This window comes from Streptomyces sp. NPDC088116, from assembly GCF_044741745.1.
Lineage (GTDB): Bacteria > Actinomycetota > Actinomycetes > Streptomycetales > Streptomycetaceae > Streptomyces.
The window spans coordinates 246,076-263,251 of the sequence record NZ_JBIUTF010000004.1 but is presented as its reverse complement, the minus strand read 5'-3'; the positions used below and the strand labels follow the sequence as shown (position 1 = coordinate 263,251).

The following is a 17,176-nucleotide window of genomic DNA, read 5'->3' as shown; positions in this document are numbered from 1 at the left end:
GCTTCCATGACGTCCCCCGAAGGACTGCTCGCCACCCCGTTCTCCTCCCGTTTCGAGGACCGCGTCGAGCAGTGGGCCGATGCCTTCGGCTGCGCCGTACCCGTGGAACTGGACGGAGCGGCCCAGGAGTACGAGGCCATCAGGACCACCGCCGGCGCGAGCGACTACTCGGTGCTCTACAAGTGGCATGTGGAGGGTCCCGACGCGGTCGCCGTGGTGGACGCTCTCTTCTCCCGCGACCTGAGCGCCCTGCCTCCCGGCCGGCTGATGTACGGAGTCGTCGTCACCGCCGAGGGCGCGATGCTGGACGATGTCACCGTCGTCGTCCTCGGCCCCGGCCATGTCGTGATCACGGGCGGAAACCCGGCCCTGCGGGAGCAGTTGGCCGCCCGCCTCCCCGCCCGTACCACGCTCACCGAGCGGCGCGAGGACGTGGCCGTGCTCAGTCTCCAGGGGCCGCGCAGCCGCGAGATTCTCCAGCGCCTCACCGAGCAGGACATCTCGCGGGAGGCCTTCCCCTACTACACGCTGCGCGAGGACGTCCCGCTCGCCGGGATCTCCGCGCGGGTGAGCCGCGTCGGGTTCACCGCCGAGCTCGGTTACGAGGTCGAGGTGGACCGCGAGCACGCCCCCGCGCTGTGGGACGCGGTCTTCGAGGCGGGCGCCGACTTCGGGATGCGTGCCTTCGGGATGGCCGCGCTGATGATGTGCCGTATTGAGGCGGGCATGATCATGGCGGAGCTGGACTACGACCGGACCGTCACCCCGTTCGAATGCCGGATGGGCTGGACGGTCGACCTCGGCAAGGCGTCCTTCCAGGGGCGGGACGCGCTGCTGGCCAAGAAGGGGACCGTTCGGGACCGGCTGGTCAGCGTCGTCGTGGACGCCGGGCCGGAGGCCGCCGAGGGGGCGCGGCTGGAGCTGGGCGGGCGGGACATCGGCCGGCTGAACATGACCGTGCCCTCCCCCCACCTCGGGGGCGCCACTCTGGGCCTGGCGCGGATCGACCTCGACGCGGCCAAGGCCGATTCCGCGCTGACGGCCGTCACCACCACGGGCGCCAGGGTGGCCGCCACCGTCAGGACCACGCCCGTCTACGACCCCGAGCGGGTCCGCGTCCGCGCCTGACGCGCGCACGGACTCCGGGATGCGCGGTCGGCGGTGCTGGATAGGGTAGGGGCCGACCGGGTCCGGCGGGCCCGGTGCCGCAGTCCGGCGCCGGGCACGTGAGGGCCGACGCCAGGTGGCCACTTCGGCGGTCCCGCTCGCGGAGAACGGAGCGACCTGTGAAGATCCTCATCAGCGCCGACATGGAAGGCGCCACCGGTGTGACCTGGCCGGCCGATGTCCTGCCGGGCAAGCCCCAGTGGGAGCGCTGCCGCTCGCTGTTCACCTCCGACGTCAACGCCGCCGTGCTCGGCTTCTTCGACGGCGGCGCCGACGAGGTGCTCATCAACGAGGCGCACTGGTCGATGCGCAACCTGCTGCTGGAGCAGCTCGACGAGCGGGCCGAGATGATCACGGGCCGGCACAAGACGCTGTCCATGGTCGAGGGCGTTCAGCACGGTGACGTCGACGGCATCGCCTTCGTCGGCTACCACACCGGAGCCGGTACGGAGGGCGTGCTGGCGCACACGTATCTCGCCAACTCCCTCACCGGCGTCTGGCTGAACGGCACCCGGGCCAGCGAGGGCCTGCTGAACGCGCATGTGGTCGCCGAGTACGGCGTCCCCGTGGTCCTCGTCACCGGCGACGACCTGACCTGCGTGGACGCGGACGGCTACGCCCCGGACGCCCGCAGGGTCGCGGTCAAGGACCATGTCTCGCGGTACGCGGCGGTCTGCCGTACCCCGGCCCGTACCGCCGCCGACATCCGCGCCGCCGCGAAGGAGGCCACCGCGCTGGCCGGCCGGTACGAACCGGCCGGTGGCGGACCGTTCACCATGGAGATGGAGTTCGACGCCGCGCATCTCTCCGAGGTCGCCACCGTCGTGCCGGGCGTGGCGGTGAGCGGTGAGCGGCGTGTCACATACACCAGCGGGACGATGTATGAGGCCATTCGTACCTTCAAGGCGGTCACCACGATCGTTTCGGCCGCGGTGGAGGAGCAGTATGGCTGATATGAGTTCCACCGACACACATGATTCTCTCGACCGGGCGGCGCTCGACGAGGTGATCACGTTCACCTCCGAGCTGATCCGTATCGACACCACCAACCGGGGGAGCGGGGACTGCCGGGAGCGTCCGGCGGCCGAATATGTCGCCGAGCGTCTCGCGGACGCCGGGGTCGAGCCGACCCTCCTGGAACGGACCCCCGGCCGCACCAACGTCGTGGCCAGGATCGAAGGCACGGATCCGGCCGCCGAGGCGCTTCTCGTCCACGGCCATCTCGACGTCGTACCGGCCGAGCCCGCCGACTGGAGCGTGCACCCCTTCTCCGGGGAGATCAGGGACGGCGTCGTGTGGGGCCGCGGCGCGATCGACATGAAGAACATGGACGCGATGCTGCTGTCCGTCGTCCGGTCCTGGGCCAGGTCGGGCACCCGGCCGCGCCGCGACATCGTGATCGCCTACACCGCCGACGAGGAGGCCAGCGCCGTCGACGGCTCCGGTTTCCTCGCCGACCAGCACCCGGAACTCTTCGAGGGCTGTACGGAGGGCATCAGCGAGTCCGGCGCCTACACCTTCCACGCCGGCCCCGGAATGGCCCTCTACCCGATCGCCGCCGGTGAACGCGGCACGGGCTGGCTGAAGCTCACCGCCCACGGCCGGGCAGGTCACGGTTCCAAGGTGAACCGCGCCAACGCGGTGAGCCGGCTCGCCGCCGCCATCACCAGGATCGGCGACCACCGGTGGCCGGTCAGGCTCACCCCGACCGTACGGGCCGCCCTCGCCGAACTCGCCGCGCTGTACGGCATCGACACGGACGTCCACGCCGACGACTTCGACACGGACGGCCTGCTGGGCAAGCTCGGCCCGGCCGCCGCGCTCGTCGAGCCGACCGTGCGCAACAGCGCCAATCCGACCGTCCTGGAGGCCGGGTACAAGGTCAATGTGATTCCGGGCCAGGCCACCGCCTATGTCGACGGGCGGATGGTGCCCGGTGGCGAGGAGGAGTTCCGTACCACCCTGGACCTGCTGACAGGGCCGGACGTGGAGTGGGAGTTCCACCACCGTGAGGTCGCGCTCCAGGCGCCGGTCGACTCGCCGACCTTCGCCGGACTGCGCGCCGCCGTCGAGCGCTTCGACCCGGCCGGGCATGTCGTGCCGTACTGCATGTCGGGCGGCACGGACGCCAAGCAGTTCTCCCGGCTGGGCATCACCGGCTACGGCTTCTCGCCGCTCAAGCTGCCCCCCGGCTTCGACTACCAGGCGCTGTTCCACGGTGTCGACGAGCGGGTGCCCGTCTCGGCGCTGCACTTCGGCGTCCGCGTTCTCGACCACTACCTGAAGTCCGCCTAGTCCGCCTGATTTGTTGCCTGGTTCGCACAGTTCGCACAGTTCGCTGAGGAGCACGATGCTGTCCATGGGGGGCTACGGAACGTGGCCGTCACCGATCGACGCCACGCTGGCCGCTTCGCACGACGGCCGCCCCGAGTACGTGGGGACGGTCGGCGACGAGGTGTGGTGGACGGAACCGCGCCCCGCCGAGGCGGGCCGGCGGGCACTCGTACGGCAGCGGGCCGACGGTCACGAGGAATCGGTTCTGCCGGCCCCGTGGAACGTCCGCAGCCGGGTGATCGAGTACGGCGGCGTGCCCTGGGCGGGCGCCGCGCGCCCCGGCAGCGGCCCGCTCGTCGTCTTCGTCCACTTCCCCGACCAGCGTCTGTACGTGTACGAGCCGGACGGCACGGACGGCCCCAGGCCCCTGACGCCCGTCTCCGCGACCGGCGGCGGACTGCGCTGGGCCGACCCCCGGATCCACCTGGACCGGGGCGAAGTATGGTGCGTGCTGGAGGAGTTCACCGGCGAGGCGCCCACCGACGTACGCCGGGTGGTCGCCGCCGTCCCCCTCGACGGCTCGGCCGCCGAGGACCGGACAGCGGTACGGGAGCTGTCCGACGACCGGCACCGTTTCGTCACCGGGCCCCGGCTCTCCCCGGACGGGCGCCACGCCGCGTGGATCGCCTGGGACCACCCGCGGATGCCGTGGGACGGCACGGTGGTGATGCTCGGTGAGGTGACGAAGAGCGGCCCGTTCACCGGGGCCGTCCCCGTCGTCGGGGGCACGGACGAATCGATCGCCCAGGTCGAGTGGGCACCGGACGGCTCGCTGCTCTTCGTCTCCGACCTCGGCGACTGGTGGGAACTGCGGCGCATCCGTCCCGACGCCCTGCTCGCGGACGGCGCGGATCGGTCGCCCGGCGCCATCGCGAGCACCGCCCTCTGCCCCGGGCGCGACGAGGAGTTCGGCGGTCCCCTCTGGAAGATCGGCCTCCAGTGGTTCCACCCGCTGGAGAACGGGCTGATCGCCGTCATCCACGGCAAGGGCACCACCGCGCTCGGCATCCTCGACCCGGAGACCGGCGAACTGGCGGACGCGGCCGGGCCCTGGACGGAATGGGCGGCCACACTCGCCGTGCGGGACACCCGGGTGATCGGCGTCGCGGCCGGTCCGCGCAGCGCGTACGAGATCGTGGAGCTGGACAGCGCGACCGGGCATGCCCGCGTGATCGGCTCCGCGCACCACGACCCGGTGGACCCCGCGTACTACCCCGAGCCCCGGATCCGTACCTTCACCGGCCCGGACGGCCGCGAGATCCACGCCCACATCTATCCGCCGCACCACCCCGGCCACCGCGCGCCCGACGACGAACTGCCGCCCTACGTGGTGTGGGCCCACGGCGGTCCCACCGGTCACGCCCCGCTCGTCCTCGATCTGGAGATCGCCTACTTCACCACGCGCGGCATCGGTGTCGCCGAGGTCAACTACGGCGGCTCCACCGGTTACGGCCGTGCCTACCGCAACCGGCTGCGCGAGCAGTGGGGCGTGGTGGACGTCGAGGACTGCGCGGCCGTCGCACAGGCCCTGGCCGCCGAAGGCACCGCCGACCGGGCCCGGCTCGCCGTGCGGGGCGGCAGCGCGGGCGGCTGGACGGCGGCGGCCTCCCTCACCACCACCGACGTCTACGCCTGCGGCACGATCAGCTATCCGATCCTCGATCTGCTGGGCTGGGCCACCGACGAGACCCACGACTTCGAGTCCCAGTACCTCCAGTCGCTGATCGGACCGCTGGCCGAGGTCCCCGAGCGCTACCACGACCGTTCGCCGCTGCACCATGTCGACCGGATCACCACGCCGTTCCTTCTGCTCCAGGGCCTGGACGACGTGATCTGCCCGCCCGCGCAGTGCGAGCGGTTCCTGGACCGGATGGCCGGGCGCGGTATCCCGCACGCGTACATCTCCTTCGAGGGGGAGGGGCATGGCTTCCGCAGGGCGGACACCATGATCCGTGCGCTGGAGGCCGAACTGTCCCTGTACGTACAGACCTTCGGCATCGACCGTAAGGACGTCCCGAGGCTGGAGTTCACCACGTGACCGTGACGCCCCCGACCGCGGCCTCCATGCCCCTGCCCCTCACGCCTCCCGCCGTGATGGTCACGCCCCTGATCCGGCCCGCGCGTCTGCGGCCGGGTGCCAAGGTCGCCGTGGTGGCGCCCAGCGGCCCGGTGGCCGCCGACCGGCTGGCGTCGGGGCTCGACATCCTGCGCGGCTGGGACCTCGATCCCGTCGTCGCCCCGCACGTCCTGGACATCCACCCCCGGCTGGGCCACCTCGCGGGGACGGACGAGGACCGCGCCCGGGACCTCCAGGAGGCGTGGTGCGACCCGTCCGTCTCCGCGGTGCTCTGTGCCCGTGGCGGGTACGGAGTCCAGCGCATGGCCGGGCTGCTCGACTGGACCGCGATGCGGGCCGCCGGGCCCAAGGTCTTCGTCGGGTACAGCGACATCACCGCGCTGCACGAGGCGTTCGCCGTACGGATGGGCCTGGCCACCCTGCACGGCCCGATGATCGCCACCATGACCTTCCTCAAGGACGCCGCCACACAGGAGTCGCTGCGCGCCACGCTCTTCGAGCCGGAGTCGGTACGGACCCTGGGGTCGGCCACGGCCCGGCCGCTGCTACCCGGCCGGGCTACGGGCGTCACGCTCGGCGGCTGCGTCAGCCTGCTCGCCGCCGACCTCGGCACACCGCATGTACGCCCCTCGGCGGCCGGAGGGCTGCTGCTGATCGAGGACGTCGGCGAGGAGCCCTACCGGCTGGACCGTATCCTCACCCAACTGCTGCGCTCCGGCTGGCTGGACGCCGTCGCCGGGATCGTCCTCGGCTCCTGGGAGCGCTGCGGTCCGTACGAGGATGTACGGGCGACGCTGCTCGACCGGCTCGGCGGACTGGGTGTACCGGTCGTCGAGGAGTTCGGGTTCGGGCACGGGGCGACGACGCTGACGATGCCGTTGGGCGTGCCCGCGGTACTGGACGCCAAGAGCGCCACGCTCACCCTGGATGTGCCGGCGCTGACGTGACCCGCGTGCGCCGTCTCCCGGATCAGATCAGCCTCTGCGTCGCTTCCGCCTGTCGGCGTGCCGCCTCTTTGGTGAAGGACGCGATCGCCGCCAGCTCTTCGTCCGTGTAGCGCTCGCACAACTCTCGCACCGAACCGACGAGTTCGGTGAAGTAGTGCATGTTGCGGGCCGCGAACTCCTGGTTGAAGTGCAGCACCACCTTGCGGCCGTCCTCGGGGTGCGGGGCCTTGCGCAGGGCGTCCTTGTCCTCCAGGCGGCCGATGAGGGCGGTCACGGAGGCGGGTTTGAGGGCCAGATGGCGGGCGAGATCGCCTGCCGTCAGCGGGCCGAGCCGGGCGACCAGGTCCAGGGCCTTGGTGTCGGTGGCGCTCAGGCCCTGGCGCGCGGCGAGCGCCGAGTGGAAGAGCACCGCGGCGGTGGAGAGCTCGCGCCCGGCGAGCAGGACCTCGGCCACCAGTTCTTCCCGGCCGGCCGGGAGTGCGGCTTCCTCGCGATTTGTCACAGCGGCATCGTAGCCGTATTGTTTAGTTAGTTTCATCTAAATAACTAAGCGTGATCGATGGTGTGGAAAGGTGACTCAAGTGAAGGCACTGATCATCGGTGGCGGCATAGCCGGGCCCGTCGCCGCCATGGCGCTGCGGCAGGCCGGCATCGACGCGGTCGTCCACGAGGCTCACGCGGGTGGCGCCGATGGCGTCGGCGTCTTTCTGACGCTGGGCTCGAACGGCATCGACGCCCTGCGCGTCATAGGTGCCGACGCCCCGGCCGTCGCCGCGGGCTTCCCGACCAAGGCGATCGACATGGTCTCCACCACCGGCAAGGCGCTGGGGCAGGTGCGCACCAGCCGGCCGGACGGGGACATCGCCAGCCGGACGCTCAAGCGCGCCGACCTGTACGGCGCCGTGCGCGACGAGGCGCTGCGCCGCGGTATCCGTATCGAGCACGGCAAGCGCCTGGTCGACGCGCAGGACACCGGGGACGGTGTGCGCGCGGTCTTCGCCGACGGCAGCGAGGAGTACGGCGATCTGCTCATCGGCTGCGACGGACTGCACTCGACGGTCCGCACGCTCATCGATCCCGAGGCCCCTGCCCCCGCGTACTCCGGCCTCATCGGTCTCGGCGGCTACACCCGCGGGGTGCCGGTGGACACGGAACCGGGCAGCTACCAGATGGTGTTCGGCAGACGCGCCTTCTTCGGCCATGTGCTCGCGCCCGACGGCGAGGTCTGGTGGTTCGCCAACGTGCCGCGCCGGGACGAGCCCGCCCGCGGTGAGGTCGAAGGCATCGGTCCCGAGGAGTGGCGACACCGGCTCACCGAACTCTTCGCCGAAGACGCGGGCCCTGCCGCCGAGTTGATCCGCGCGAGCCAGGAGATCACCCCGGCCGGCCCGATGCACGCCATGCTGGGCGTCCCGGCCTGGCGCCGCGGCCGGATGGTCGTCATCGGCGACGCCGCCCACGCCCCCTCGCCGACATCGGGACAGGGCGCCTCGCTGTCCATCGAGGACGCCGTGGAACTGGCCAAGGCGCTGCGCGATCTGCCCACGATCGAGGGCGCCTTCGCCGCGTACGAGGCGCTGCGCCGCCCTCGTGTCGAACGGATCGTGAAGCAGGCCGCGCGGGCCAACAACAACAAGGCCGCGGGGCCGGCCGGCCGGATCCTGCGCGACCTCCTGATGCCGCTGCTGCTGCCCCGGCTGGCGAACGGCGAGCAGATGCGGCAGACGTACGGCCACCACATCGACTGGGCAGCCTCGCCGACGGCAGCCGAGGGCGGCGGACCCGCGCGGACCTGAGTGCGCGCGTGCGGCGGTGGCCCCCGTCCGGAGGCCGACATCCAGCCGGACAACGCCCCTTCCCTCGCGCTGGTACGGCGCGCCGGCTTCCGGCGGGAGGGCTGCTCGCCGGACGTCCTGTTTGTCGACGGCGCCTGGCGGGAGCACGAACGCTGGGCGGTCACCGCCGAGTTGTGGGCCCGAGGCCGCTGAGCCGGCGGCCTCGGGCGGGGACAGGCCCTACGGCTGTGGTTCCTGGACCGCCTTGCGGTCGACGTACTCGAAGATCGAGCCATCGGGGTGTACGGCGATCAGATTGCGGCCCACCGGCGTCGGCACCGGGCCCGCGAGGACCTGGGCGCCGACCTCGGTGAGGGCGGCGAGCGCCTCGTCGACGTCCTTGACGGCGATGGTCGCCGTCACCTTGCGCAGGACGTCTATCTCCGACGCGGGGCCGCTCATCAGAAGGAAGCAGCCGACGGCGGCGACCGAGACCCCGCCGCGCTCGAAGCGGAGCGCGGAGCTACCGGTGAGGCGTTCGTAGAACACCACCGAGGTCTCCAGGTCATCGACGCAGATGCGCAACGTGGTTCCCAGGATTTCCATACGCATCACATTAGTTGGCGGAGCCGCGACACGAAATCGCGGCGCGGCGAAATGCCCGCATGGCTCGATGGGGCGCCGTCGCCGACGACGACGTTCACCCCGGCGCCCACTGAGCCGAGGCGGTTACGGGACTCTGCCGCGAGCCGGGGGTCCACTTCCACGCTGGTGACTCGTCCGGGGCCGACGCGCGCTGCCAGCAGGGCGGCGTTCCAGCCGGCCCCGGTGCCCAGTTCAAGCACCTGATGGCCGGGCTCGGCCATCAGTGAGTCGAGCATGTCCACCACGACCTGCTTCCTGCGCGTACCGCCGGGCGGCGGAGGCTTGGGCACCTGCCCGTCGGCGTTCCCGGGCGGCGGTGTTCCCTGACCCTGACCGTGACCCGGATCCGGATCCGGGTCACGGTGTTCGCCCACAGCGGTCCTTCTCTTTACGGACAGGGTGGTTCCCGAATGCTGTATCACCTGTACACCGCGTAGATGAAAGGGCGATTTGGCAGATCAGAGCCAAGTCGCATGATGCATCGCATACTTCCGCCCCCGAACGCTCATACGCGACGAACGCTCACACGCGGCAGAGGATCTCCCCGTGCGGGGTCATGAACCAGGCGTCCTCGGCGGCGCCCCACTCCCGCCATGCCTCGGCGATCCCGGCCAGCTGCTCCGGTGTCGTATGGCCGCCGCCGGTCGCCGTCTCCGCGTAGCTCGACGCGATGGTGCGGTCCGCCCAGAGCCCGCTCCACCAGGCGATCTCGTCGGGGGTGGCGAAGCACCAGGCCGCGGCGGTCGCGGTGATGTCCGTGAAGCCGGCCTGGCGTGCCCAGGAGAGCAGCCGTCGTCCGGCGTCCGGTTCGCCGCCGTTGGCGCGGGCCACCCGGCGGTACAGCTCCAGCCAGTCGTCCAGCACCGGTACGGACGGAAACCAGGTGAAGGCCCCGTAGTCCGCGTCGCGCACCGCGACGACGCCGCCGGGCCGGCACACCCGGCGCATCTCGTGCAGGGCGCGTACCGGATCGCCCACGTGCTGGAGGACCTGATGGGCGTGGACGATGTCGAAGGAATCGTCCGGGAAGTCCAGTGCGTGGACATCGGCGACCGCGAAGCGGACATTGTCCACGCCTGCCGCGGCCGCCGCCTCCCGCGCCCGGTCCAGGACGTTCGCGGCGGCGTCGACCGCCGTCACCGTCCCCGGTGCGACGAGCGCGGCCAGGTCGGCGGTGATGGTTCCGGGGCCGCAGCCCACATCCAACAGGTCCTGGCCCGCCCGCAGTTCGGGGAGGAGATACGCCGCCGAGTTGGCGGCGGTACGCCAGCGGTGCGAGCGCAGTACCGACTCGTGGTGCCCGTGGGTGTAGACGGCGTTCTCCTTCGGCATGGCCGGACTCCCTCTCGTGAAGTGGTCCGGCCACGGTACGCCGCCATGTCGAATGATGAGACCCGCGTCTTGTCATGTGGAGCAACAGCGGCACCGACGGGCCCACGGCGTCGGCCTCCGGCTACCCCGTGGCGCCGGTCTCCTCCGGCCGTACGGCGAGTCCGGAGATCGTCGCGGTGGGCGGGCTGCCCTCGGAGAGCAGCAGGGCGGTGATCGCGTCGGCGGGCCCGGCGGTGAAACGCACCTGGCCGAGCGGCAGCGGCACCACCGAGGGGGACGACTCGGCGAGCGGTATGCCGAGCAGCTTGCCCAGCCAGGCGGCCGAGCCGAGTGGATCGGGGGTCTCTATCTCGAAACCGGCCAGGTCGTGGGCTCCCCGATTCACCCGGCCCGCGCTGTACTTCGTCAGGATCGTCTGGCGGTCGGGCGTGTAGGTGATGAAGAACGGCGCCCACGGCGGCGCCCCCTTCAGGATCGCCTCGCGGAACGAGACGGGTGATCCCTCCCGGGCGAAGGTCAGCAACTCCACGTCGTGGCCCTGTCCGCGCAGTCGCCGGGTGGTGGCGCCGACGTCCTGGACGTGGACGCAGAAGTTGAGTGCGCCGCCGCCACGTGCGACGAGTTCGTCGTAGCGAGGCTGCCAGCCCCTCATGGCCCTGCCGTACGGAGACGTGAGGAAGGCGGGCCGGTCGACGACGCTCGACAGTTCGACATAGCGGGTGTCGAGCCGCCAGGCGCCGTTGCGGTACCCCAGATGCTCGGGGTTGGCGTGGGCGGGCAGGCCCGTCTCGCTGTACGCGCGGGCGGCGGTCTCGACATCCGGTACGCAGTGCAGCAGATGGTCGAACTCGGGCGATTCCAGGCTTGGTTCAGTACTCAAAAGGACTCCTTCGCTTGAATTAGGTAAGCCTAACCTTCTCCTTGTTCTGCCGGGAGTGCGGTGCGCTCGCTACAGCAGCGCCTGCGGCCGGTAGACCGTCAGCGCCTCGATCGCCTTGTCCAGCGTCAACTCCTCGGGCGCCTGGGCGACTTCACCGTCGTATGCCAGTGGCGTACCCGGCTCGATGCCCGAGATCCGCACCCTGCGCATCCGTTCCGCCGCGTGCACCGGTGAACGGCTCAGCGGCCCGGCGAGCGCGGCGGCGAGCAGGCGCAGCCCCGGGGTGCGGCCGCCGTGCACGATCCGTACGTCCAGCAGGCCGTCGGCCAGGTCGTGCCGGTGGCCGGGTGTGGGGCCCATCTGCTGGTAGATGCAGTTCCCCGCGAACAGCAGCCACAGCGACCGCCGCCGGCCCTCGAACTCGGCGTCCAGCTGGTGCTCCCCGCGCAGCACCTTCAGCGCGGCGAGGACTCCGGCGGGCCAGCCGCCGATCCGTGGCGCCCAGTGCTCACGCACCCGTACCAGCTCCGGATAGACGCCCAGGCTGAACGTGTTGAGGAAGTGGCCCGGGGCCGTCCCGTCCGGCCCGGGGGTGAAGCGCCCCAGGTCGACCCGTATGGCATCCCCCGCCGTCAGCGCCCGGCAGGTGTCCTGGACGTGCTCGATCCCCAGGTCGTACGCGAAGTGATTGAACGTGCCACCGGGGAAGACGGCCAGCGGCAGGCCGTGCTGCACGGCGATGGTCGCTGCCCGGTTGATCGTTCCGTCGCCGCCCAGGATGCCGAGGGCCTGGCAGCGGCCCGCCGCCTTCTCCAGCTCGGTCTCGACCTCTGCCGGTTCGCACTCCACGATCTCCGCGAACGGCAGTGCGTCGCGCACGAGCGTGGCGTCGTCGGAGGACCCGGACGCCCGGTTGGCCACGACGACCAGCCCCCGGCCGCCGGGCAGCGCCGGGGCCTGTGCGTACGGCCGTCCGGGCGAGGGCATCTGCGAACGGGTCGGCACCAGCCCGCGTACCGCGTAGGCCGCCCCCACCCCCAGCGCCGCGCCGACCAGCACATCGCTCGGATAGTGCACCCCCGTGTAGACCCGGGAGAGGGCCACGGAAGCGGCCAGCGGCGCCACGACGGCGCCCCAGCCCTTCGACTCCAGGGCGACCCCCGTCGCGAAAGCGGCGGCCGAGGCCGCGTGCCCGGACGGGAAGGACGTGGTGAACGGCTGGCGCTTCAGCTGCCGTATCACCGGTACGGCGTCGAGCAGGGGACGCGGCCGGCGTACCGCCCGCTTGCCGATCACGTTGATGGCGGCCGAGGCGAGCCCCAGCGACGCCACGCCCCGCAGGGCGGCCCGGCGAGAACGGGTGCCGTGGCCCAGCGCGGCGATACCGGCGGCGGCGCCGAACCAGAGCAGCCCGTGATTGGCGCTACGGCTCAGCCGGGGCAGTACAGGGCCCGCGCCCGGCCAGTGCCGGGTGGCGACGGAGCGGAAGGCCCGCTCGTCCCAGGAGTCGAGCAGGGCCTTGATCCGGGGGCGGGTCCCCGGCGGTGCCGGCAGGTGGGCCGTAGGACTGGCTGAGTTGTCTGGCATGGAACGCGGGTACCCCGCGAGCGGGGTACCCAAGCAGTGCCGTACGGCACCCGGAACGCACCCCCGTGTTCCGGACGCGGCGGGGCGGGGGCGCGGAAGCGGCTGTACGAGCGGGCGCAACCGGGGCGGATCCAGGATCCCCCGGGGTGCGGATCCCGGAGGGCAGGGTGTGGCAAACCTCCGTATAAAGGGCTCAGGAGCTGCCATGAACGGCTCAGGAGCCGCGCTTCCCGGAGGGGGGCCGGCTCCCGGCCGGTGGACCTGACGCGTGGCCGCGCTCCGCGACCGCGTTCCATGACCGCGTTCCATGACCGCGCTCCACGGCCGCGTTGCGTGGCCGCGCCGGGTGACTGCGGGAGGTGACGGTATGCGGCGGACGGTTCCGGAAGGCTGGGGCCCCGTCCGGTTCGGCCCGTCCGTGCCCGAGGTGGGGCTGCCCGTACTGCCCGAACTGGCCGAGGCCTGCGCCGCTGCCGCCGGACACCCCTCACCCGAGCCGCCCGGTGGCGGCGCCGTCCTGCGGGAGGCGGCCTGTGGCTACTGGGGGCGGCGGGGGCTGGACAGCGGCCCAGAGGAGGTGGCTGCCGCTCCCGGCCCGCAGCCGCTGCTGTTCGCGCTGCTCGCCGCGTACGACGGTGACGTCCTGATGCCACGGCCCTGCCCCGCCTGGTGGACGCCGCAGGTACAGCTCCGGGGCCGGCCCGCCTACCATGTGCCGGCCCCGGTGGACGCGGGCGGAGTGCCCGATCCGTTCGCCCTGCTGGAGACGGTCCGCCGGGTACGGGCCGAGGGGGGTACGCCCCGGGTGCTGCTGCTCTCCCTCGCCGACGACCCCACCGCGACCGTCGCCCCGCCCGAACTGGTCCGGGAGGCCTGCGAGGCCGCGATCGGCGAAGGACTGCGCATCATCAGCGACGAGACCTGGCGCGACACCCTGCACCGGCCGCACGAGACACCGCTGCTCAGCCCGGCCAGGATGTGGCCCGACGAGGTCGTCGTGGTCTCGGACCTGGCGGGCGCGCTCCTGCCCACCGCCTGGCCGGCGGCCGTCGCCCGCTACCCCGCGACCGGGGCCGGGGCCGCCCTGCGGGCACGCACCCTCGACATCCTCACCGCGCTCGGCGCCATGGTCGCGGGCCCCGTCGCGGCGGCCGCCGCCCTCGCGCTGGACGAACCGGCGCCCGTCACGGACAGGGTGCGGGCGGCGGCCGCGCTGCACGCGCGCGTGGCCGCCGCAGCGCACCGCGCGGTACTCGCCTCGGGCGCCGTCGCGCCGCCTCCGCAGGCGGGCCGCCATCTCTACGCCGATCTCGGGCCGTTGCGCGCGCGGTTGGCCGGAACGGGGGTCACCGATTCCATGGAGCTGGAGAACCATCTGAGCGAACGCCTGGGCGCGCCGGCGCCCGGCGGCCACCGGTTCGGCGACGAACTGGACGAGTTGCGCGTACGGCTGTCGACCGGACCGCTGCTCGGGTCGACGCCGGGGGAGCGCCTGGAGTCACTTGCCTCAGCGGCACCGCTGGAATTGCCTCATGTCGCGCGAGCGCTCAGCGATTTCGCCTCCGCCTTCGACGCCCTGCGCCGATTCGACGAACCGAGTGGAACGGAACCTCGATGACGGAACAGACGGAACAGACGGAACAGACGGAACGAGTGAAACGGGCGGAGCAGGCAGAGCAGGTGGAACAGGTGGAACAGGTGGAACAGGTGGAACAGGCGGAGCAAGCCGACACGGCCGACCCGCCCACCGGTACGACCCACCCGTCCGTCGGCACAACCCATCAGCCCCATGAGCCCCATCAGACGCACCCCGCCACCCCCGCGCCGGCCGGCACCCGCCCGAGAGACGGCCTGCGGCCCCTCGGTGAACTCCGCCACTGGCCCCGGTCCTTCGCCGACCGGCTGACCGCCCCGCTGCCCGGCGTCCGCGCCATGGCCCGGCTGGCCAGGGAGGGGGCCGTACGCCCCGGCGCCGACGGCCTCCGTGACGTACCACAACTGCCCTTCGCGCCAGGGCCGTTGCCCTCGGTGGACGCGTCCACCCTCGCCGTCACCTGGGCGGGGCACGCCAGTTGGGTGGTGAGCATCGGCGGGCTCACCGTCCTCACCGACCCCGTCTGGTCCCGCCGTATCTTCGGCACCCCGGCCAGGCTCACGCCCGTCGGGGTCCGCTGGGAGGACCTGCCGCCCGTCGACGCGGTCGTCATCAGCCACAACCACTACGACCATCTCGACGCCCCGACCCTCAAGCGACTGCCACGCGACACCCCGCTGTTCGTACCGGCAGGGCTGGCCCGCTGGTGCCGGCGCCGCCGCTTCACCCGGGTCACCGAACTCGACTGGTGGGAGGCCGCCGAACTGCCCGGCGCCGACGGCGGGACCGTACGCTTCGACTTCGTCCCCGCCCACCACTGGTCCAAGCGCTCCCTCACCGACACCTGCCGCTCGCTCTGGGGCGGCTGGGTGCTGAGCGACAGCCACGGCCGGCGCGTCCACTTCGCCGGGGACACCGGATACGGGCACTGGTTCAAGGAGATCGGCCGCCGCCACCCCGGCATCGATCTGGCGCTGCTCCCGATCGGGGCGTACGAGCCGCGCTGGTGGCTGCGCGATGTGCACGCCGACCCGGAGGAGGCGGTACGGGCCTGCGAGGACCTCGGTGCCAGCAACATGGCCCCGATGCACTGGGCGACGTTCGTCCTCTCCGCCGAGCCGGTGCTCGAACCCCTCACCCGGGTCAGGGCCGCGTGGGCGAGGACCGGCCGTCCGCGCGCGCAGCTCTGGGACCTGCCGGTCGGCTCGTCACGTCTGCTGGCCCTCTGACCCCGCGGCGCCGGGTGCGCCGGCACTCCCCGTACTGCCCGCGCCGTCGGCCCGGACCGGCCCGGATGCCCCGGAAGTCCCGGGGGCCTCTCCCGGCCGCCGTCGCTCCTCCGGCCGTCCTCGCCCTCCAGGCCCGCGCAGCCTGCGCCAGAGCGCCGGCGCGCCGCTGAGCAACAGCGTCAGCACCACCGCGGCGAGCACCCCCTCCCAGGGCTCGTGGAACAGCGAGCCGCCGAGCACCCCGATCAGCTGGTACGTCGCCGCCCAGGCCAGAGCGGCCCACACATCGCCCCGGGCGAACCGGCGCAGCGGCCAGTCCGCCAGCAGGCAGGCCAGCATCACCGGAATCCGCCCGGCCGGCACCAGCCGGGACAGCACCAGCACCATCACGCCGTGCTCGCGCAGCTTGCGCTGCGCCTGCTCCAGCCGGTCGGGTGGAGCGCTCCGGCGCAGCGCGGCCAGCCGGCGCGAGCCGTTCCTGGAGTGGACACCGCGCCGCCCCAGCCAGTAGAGCGCGAGGTCCCCGAGGAACGCCGCGAGCGACGCCACGACGAAGACCCAGAGCACAGGGAGCGGAGCCGTCTGGTGGATGGCGACCACCGTCGCCGAGCTGACCAGCGCGCCCGTCGGCACCACCGGCAGCAGCGCGCCCAGCGCCACCAGCAGGAAGAGCGAGGGATAGCCGACGGCCTGCTGAGCGGACTCGGTCGGCAGCTGGAGGGCCTGCGACAGCTGGGCCATGAGCCGGTCGATCACCGTCCGTCCTCCGCGGGCGCGCTCTCGCCGTGCCCCAGCAGGTGCACGGTGACCTCGGGCGCGAGCCGCGCCGCCTTCCGTACGAACTCGTGGCCCGGTGCGTAGAACTCATGAGGCCTGACGGCGTCCAGGCCGATCGGCCAGTACGTGCCGTAGTGCACCGGCACCGCGGCGCTCGGCGCCAGCCGGGCCAGTGCCTGCGCCGCGCGCCCGGCGTCCAGGTGGTCGGGCCCCAGCTGGGGCCCCCAGCCGCCGACCGGCAGCAGCGCCGTGTCCACCGGGCCCACGGCGTCAGCCATCTCGTCGAAGAGTCCGGTGTCACCGGCGAAGTACGTCCGTGACTCGCCGGAGATCACATAGCCGAGGGCGGGGGAGTGGTGCGGTCCGACCGGCAGCCGCCGTCCGTCGTGCCGCGCCGGTACGGCCCGTATCCGCAGCGCCCCGACCGTCACCTCGTCGCCCGCGTCGACCTCGGTGATCCGCAGACCGCCCGGGTTCCGGCGGGCGTCGAGCCTGCGGAGCCCGGGGACACAACGCCCGGCTCCGCGCGGCACGATCAGCCGGGTGCCGGGCGCGAGCCGGGCCAGCGACCGCAGATGGAGGTGGTCGGAGTGGAGGTGCGAGACGAGTACGGCGTCGGCGACCAGCGCCTCGGACGGCGGCACCCGGCCGAGGCGGCGGCGCAGATGGGCCAGCCGGCGGACGAGGAGCGGGTCGGTCAGCACGCGGACACCGGAGTCCTCGACCGTGCAGGTGGCATGACCCCACCAGGTGATGACAGTTCCCAACCCGACCTCAGCTCCGCCCGTCCGCGTGCCGTCTGTGCGTTCGCGTGTCCGCCCGCCCGCACTCA

The 17,176-nt window shown here is 72.5% G+C and carries 16 protein-coding genes and 1 pseudogene; 9 read left to right on the top strand and 8 right to left on the bottom strand.

From position 1 onward, the window contains the following. Positions 1-6 precede the first annotated feature (6 nt). From ACIOJD_RS18120 to ACIOJD_RS18100, 5 genes are all read left to right on the top strand, one after another. The gene (locus ACIOJD_RS18120) at positions 7-1,128 is read left to right on the top strand and encodes an aminomethyltransferase family protein (RefSeq protein WP_401914386.1); all 1,122 of its coding nucleotides are present in this window, start codon (positions 7-9) and stop codon (positions 1,126-1,128) included. A gap of 158 nt (positions 1,129-1,286) precedes the next feature. Beyond that, complete coding sequence (locus ACIOJD_RS18115; RefSeq protein ID WP_401914384.1) at positions 1,287-2,120, top strand: M55 family metallopeptidase; 834 nt, start codon at positions 1,287-1,289, stop codon at positions 2,118-2,120. Between the two features lies 1 nt (position 2,121). Then, positions 2,122-3,462, top strand: a complete 1,341-nt coding sequence (locus ACIOJD_RS18110; RefSeq protein WP_401914381.1) for a M20/M25/M40 family metallo-hydrolase — start codon at positions 2,122-2,124, stop codon at positions 3,460-3,462. A gap of 55 nt (positions 3,463-3,517) precedes the next feature. Continuing rightward, positions 3,518-5,539, top strand: a complete 2,022-nt coding sequence (locus ACIOJD_RS18105) for a prolyl oligopeptidase family serine peptidase (protein ID WP_401914380.1) — start codon at positions 3,518-3,520, stop codon at positions 5,537-5,539. Positions 5,540-5,595: 56 nt separating this feature from the next. Then, positions 5,596-6,525, top strand: a complete 930-nt coding sequence (locus ACIOJD_RS18100) for an LD-carboxypeptidase (protein WP_401915512.1) — start codon at positions 5,596-5,598, stop codon at positions 6,523-6,525. Positions 6,526-6,547: 22 nt separating this feature from the next. On the opposite strand, the gene ACIOJD_RS18095 is transcribed toward ACIOJD_RS18100, so the two are convergent. Next, positions 6,548-7,027, bottom strand: a complete 480-nt coding sequence (locus ACIOJD_RS18095) for a MarR family transcriptional regulator (RefSeq protein WP_401914378.1) — start codon at positions 7,025-7,027, stop codon at positions 6,548-6,550. Between the two features lie 79 nt (positions 7,028-7,106). On the opposite strand from ACIOJD_RS18095, the gene ACIOJD_RS18090 reads away from it, so the two are divergent. Next, positions 7,107-8,321 carry an FAD-dependent monooxygenase gene (locus ACIOJD_RS18090; RefSeq protein WP_401914376.1) on the top strand — a complete coding sequence of 405 codons (1,215 nt, stop codon included), beginning with the start codon at positions 7,107-7,109 and terminating at the stop codon, positions 8,319-8,321. Between the two features lie 24 nt (positions 8,322-8,345). After that, positions 8,346-8,513, top strand: a pseudogene (locus ACIOJD_RS18085) (GNAT family N-acetyltransferase); the annotation flags it as partial. Positions 8,514-8,540: 27 nt separating this feature from the next. On the opposite strand, the gene ACIOJD_RS18080 reads toward ACIOJD_RS18085, so the two are convergent. The 5 genes from ACIOJD_RS18080 to ACIOJD_RS18060 form a co-directional block, all read right to left on the bottom strand. Continuing rightward, complete coding sequence (locus ACIOJD_RS18080; RefSeq protein ID WP_401914373.1) at positions 8,541-8,906, bottom strand: VOC family protein; 366 nt, start codon at positions 8,904-8,906, stop codon at positions 8,541-8,543. A gap of 5 nt (positions 8,907-8,911) precedes the next feature. Then, positions 8,912-9,181, bottom strand: coding sequence for a methyltransferase domain-containing protein (locus ACIOJD_RS18075; protein WP_401915510.1), 270 nt, complete (start codon positions 9,179-9,181; stop codon positions 8,912-8,914). Between the two features lie 286 nt (positions 9,182-9,467). Next, positions 9,468-10,277 (bottom strand): methyltransferase domain-containing protein, encoded by an 810-nt coding sequence (locus ACIOJD_RS18070; protein WP_401914371.1) that lies wholly within the window; start codon positions 10,275-10,277, stop codon positions 9,468-9,470. 121 nt (positions 10,278-10,398) lie between these two features. Next, entirely contained in the window at positions 10,399-11,157 is a 759-nt protein-coding gene (locus tag ACIOJD_RS18065; protein WP_401914368.1) for a VOC family protein, read from the bottom strand. A gap of 69 nt (positions 11,158-11,226) precedes the next feature. Continuing rightward, positions 11,227-12,744 carry a bifunctional phosphatase PAP2/diacylglycerol kinase family protein gene (locus tag ACIOJD_RS18060; RefSeq protein WP_401914366.1) on the bottom strand — a complete coding sequence of 506 codons (1,518 nt, stop codon included), beginning with the start codon at positions 12,742-12,744 and terminating at the stop codon, positions 11,227-11,229. Positions 12,745-13,111: 367 nt separating this feature from the next. Here ACIOJD_RS18060 and ACIOJD_RS18055 point away from each other — a divergent pair, with 367 nt between their 5' ends. Then, positions 13,112-14,362, top strand: coding sequence for an aminotransferase class I/II-fold pyridoxal phosphate-dependent enzyme (locus ACIOJD_RS18055; protein WP_401914364.1), 1,251 nt, complete (start codon positions 13,112-13,114; stop codon positions 14,360-14,362). After that, positions 14,359-15,567 carry an MBL fold metallo-hydrolase gene (locus ACIOJD_RS18050; RefSeq protein ID WP_401914362.1) on the top strand — a complete coding sequence of 403 codons (1,209 nt, stop codon included), beginning with the start codon at positions 14,359-14,361 and terminating at the stop codon, positions 15,565-15,567. Before ACIOJD_RS18055 ends, ACIOJD_RS18050 begins: the two co-directional genes overlap by 4 nt. Here ACIOJD_RS18050 and ACIOJD_RS18045 read toward each other — a convergent pair. Further along, the gene (locus tag ACIOJD_RS18045) at positions 15,547-16,308 is read right to left on the bottom strand and encodes a DedA family protein (RefSeq protein WP_401915508.1); all 762 of its coding nucleotides are present in this window, start codon (positions 16,306-16,308) and stop codon (positions 15,547-15,549) included. The two genes, ACIOJD_RS18050 and ACIOJD_RS18045, sit on opposite strands and share 21 nt — an antisense overlap. Before the next feature lie 11 nt (positions 16,309-16,319). Further along, on the bottom strand, positions 16,320-17,111 hold the full coding sequence (locus ACIOJD_RS18040) for an MBL fold metallo-hydrolase (protein ID WP_401914360.1): 792 nt from the start codon (positions 17,109-17,111) through the stop codon (positions 16,320-16,322). Between the last annotated feature and the right edge of the window lie 65 nt (positions 17,112-17,176).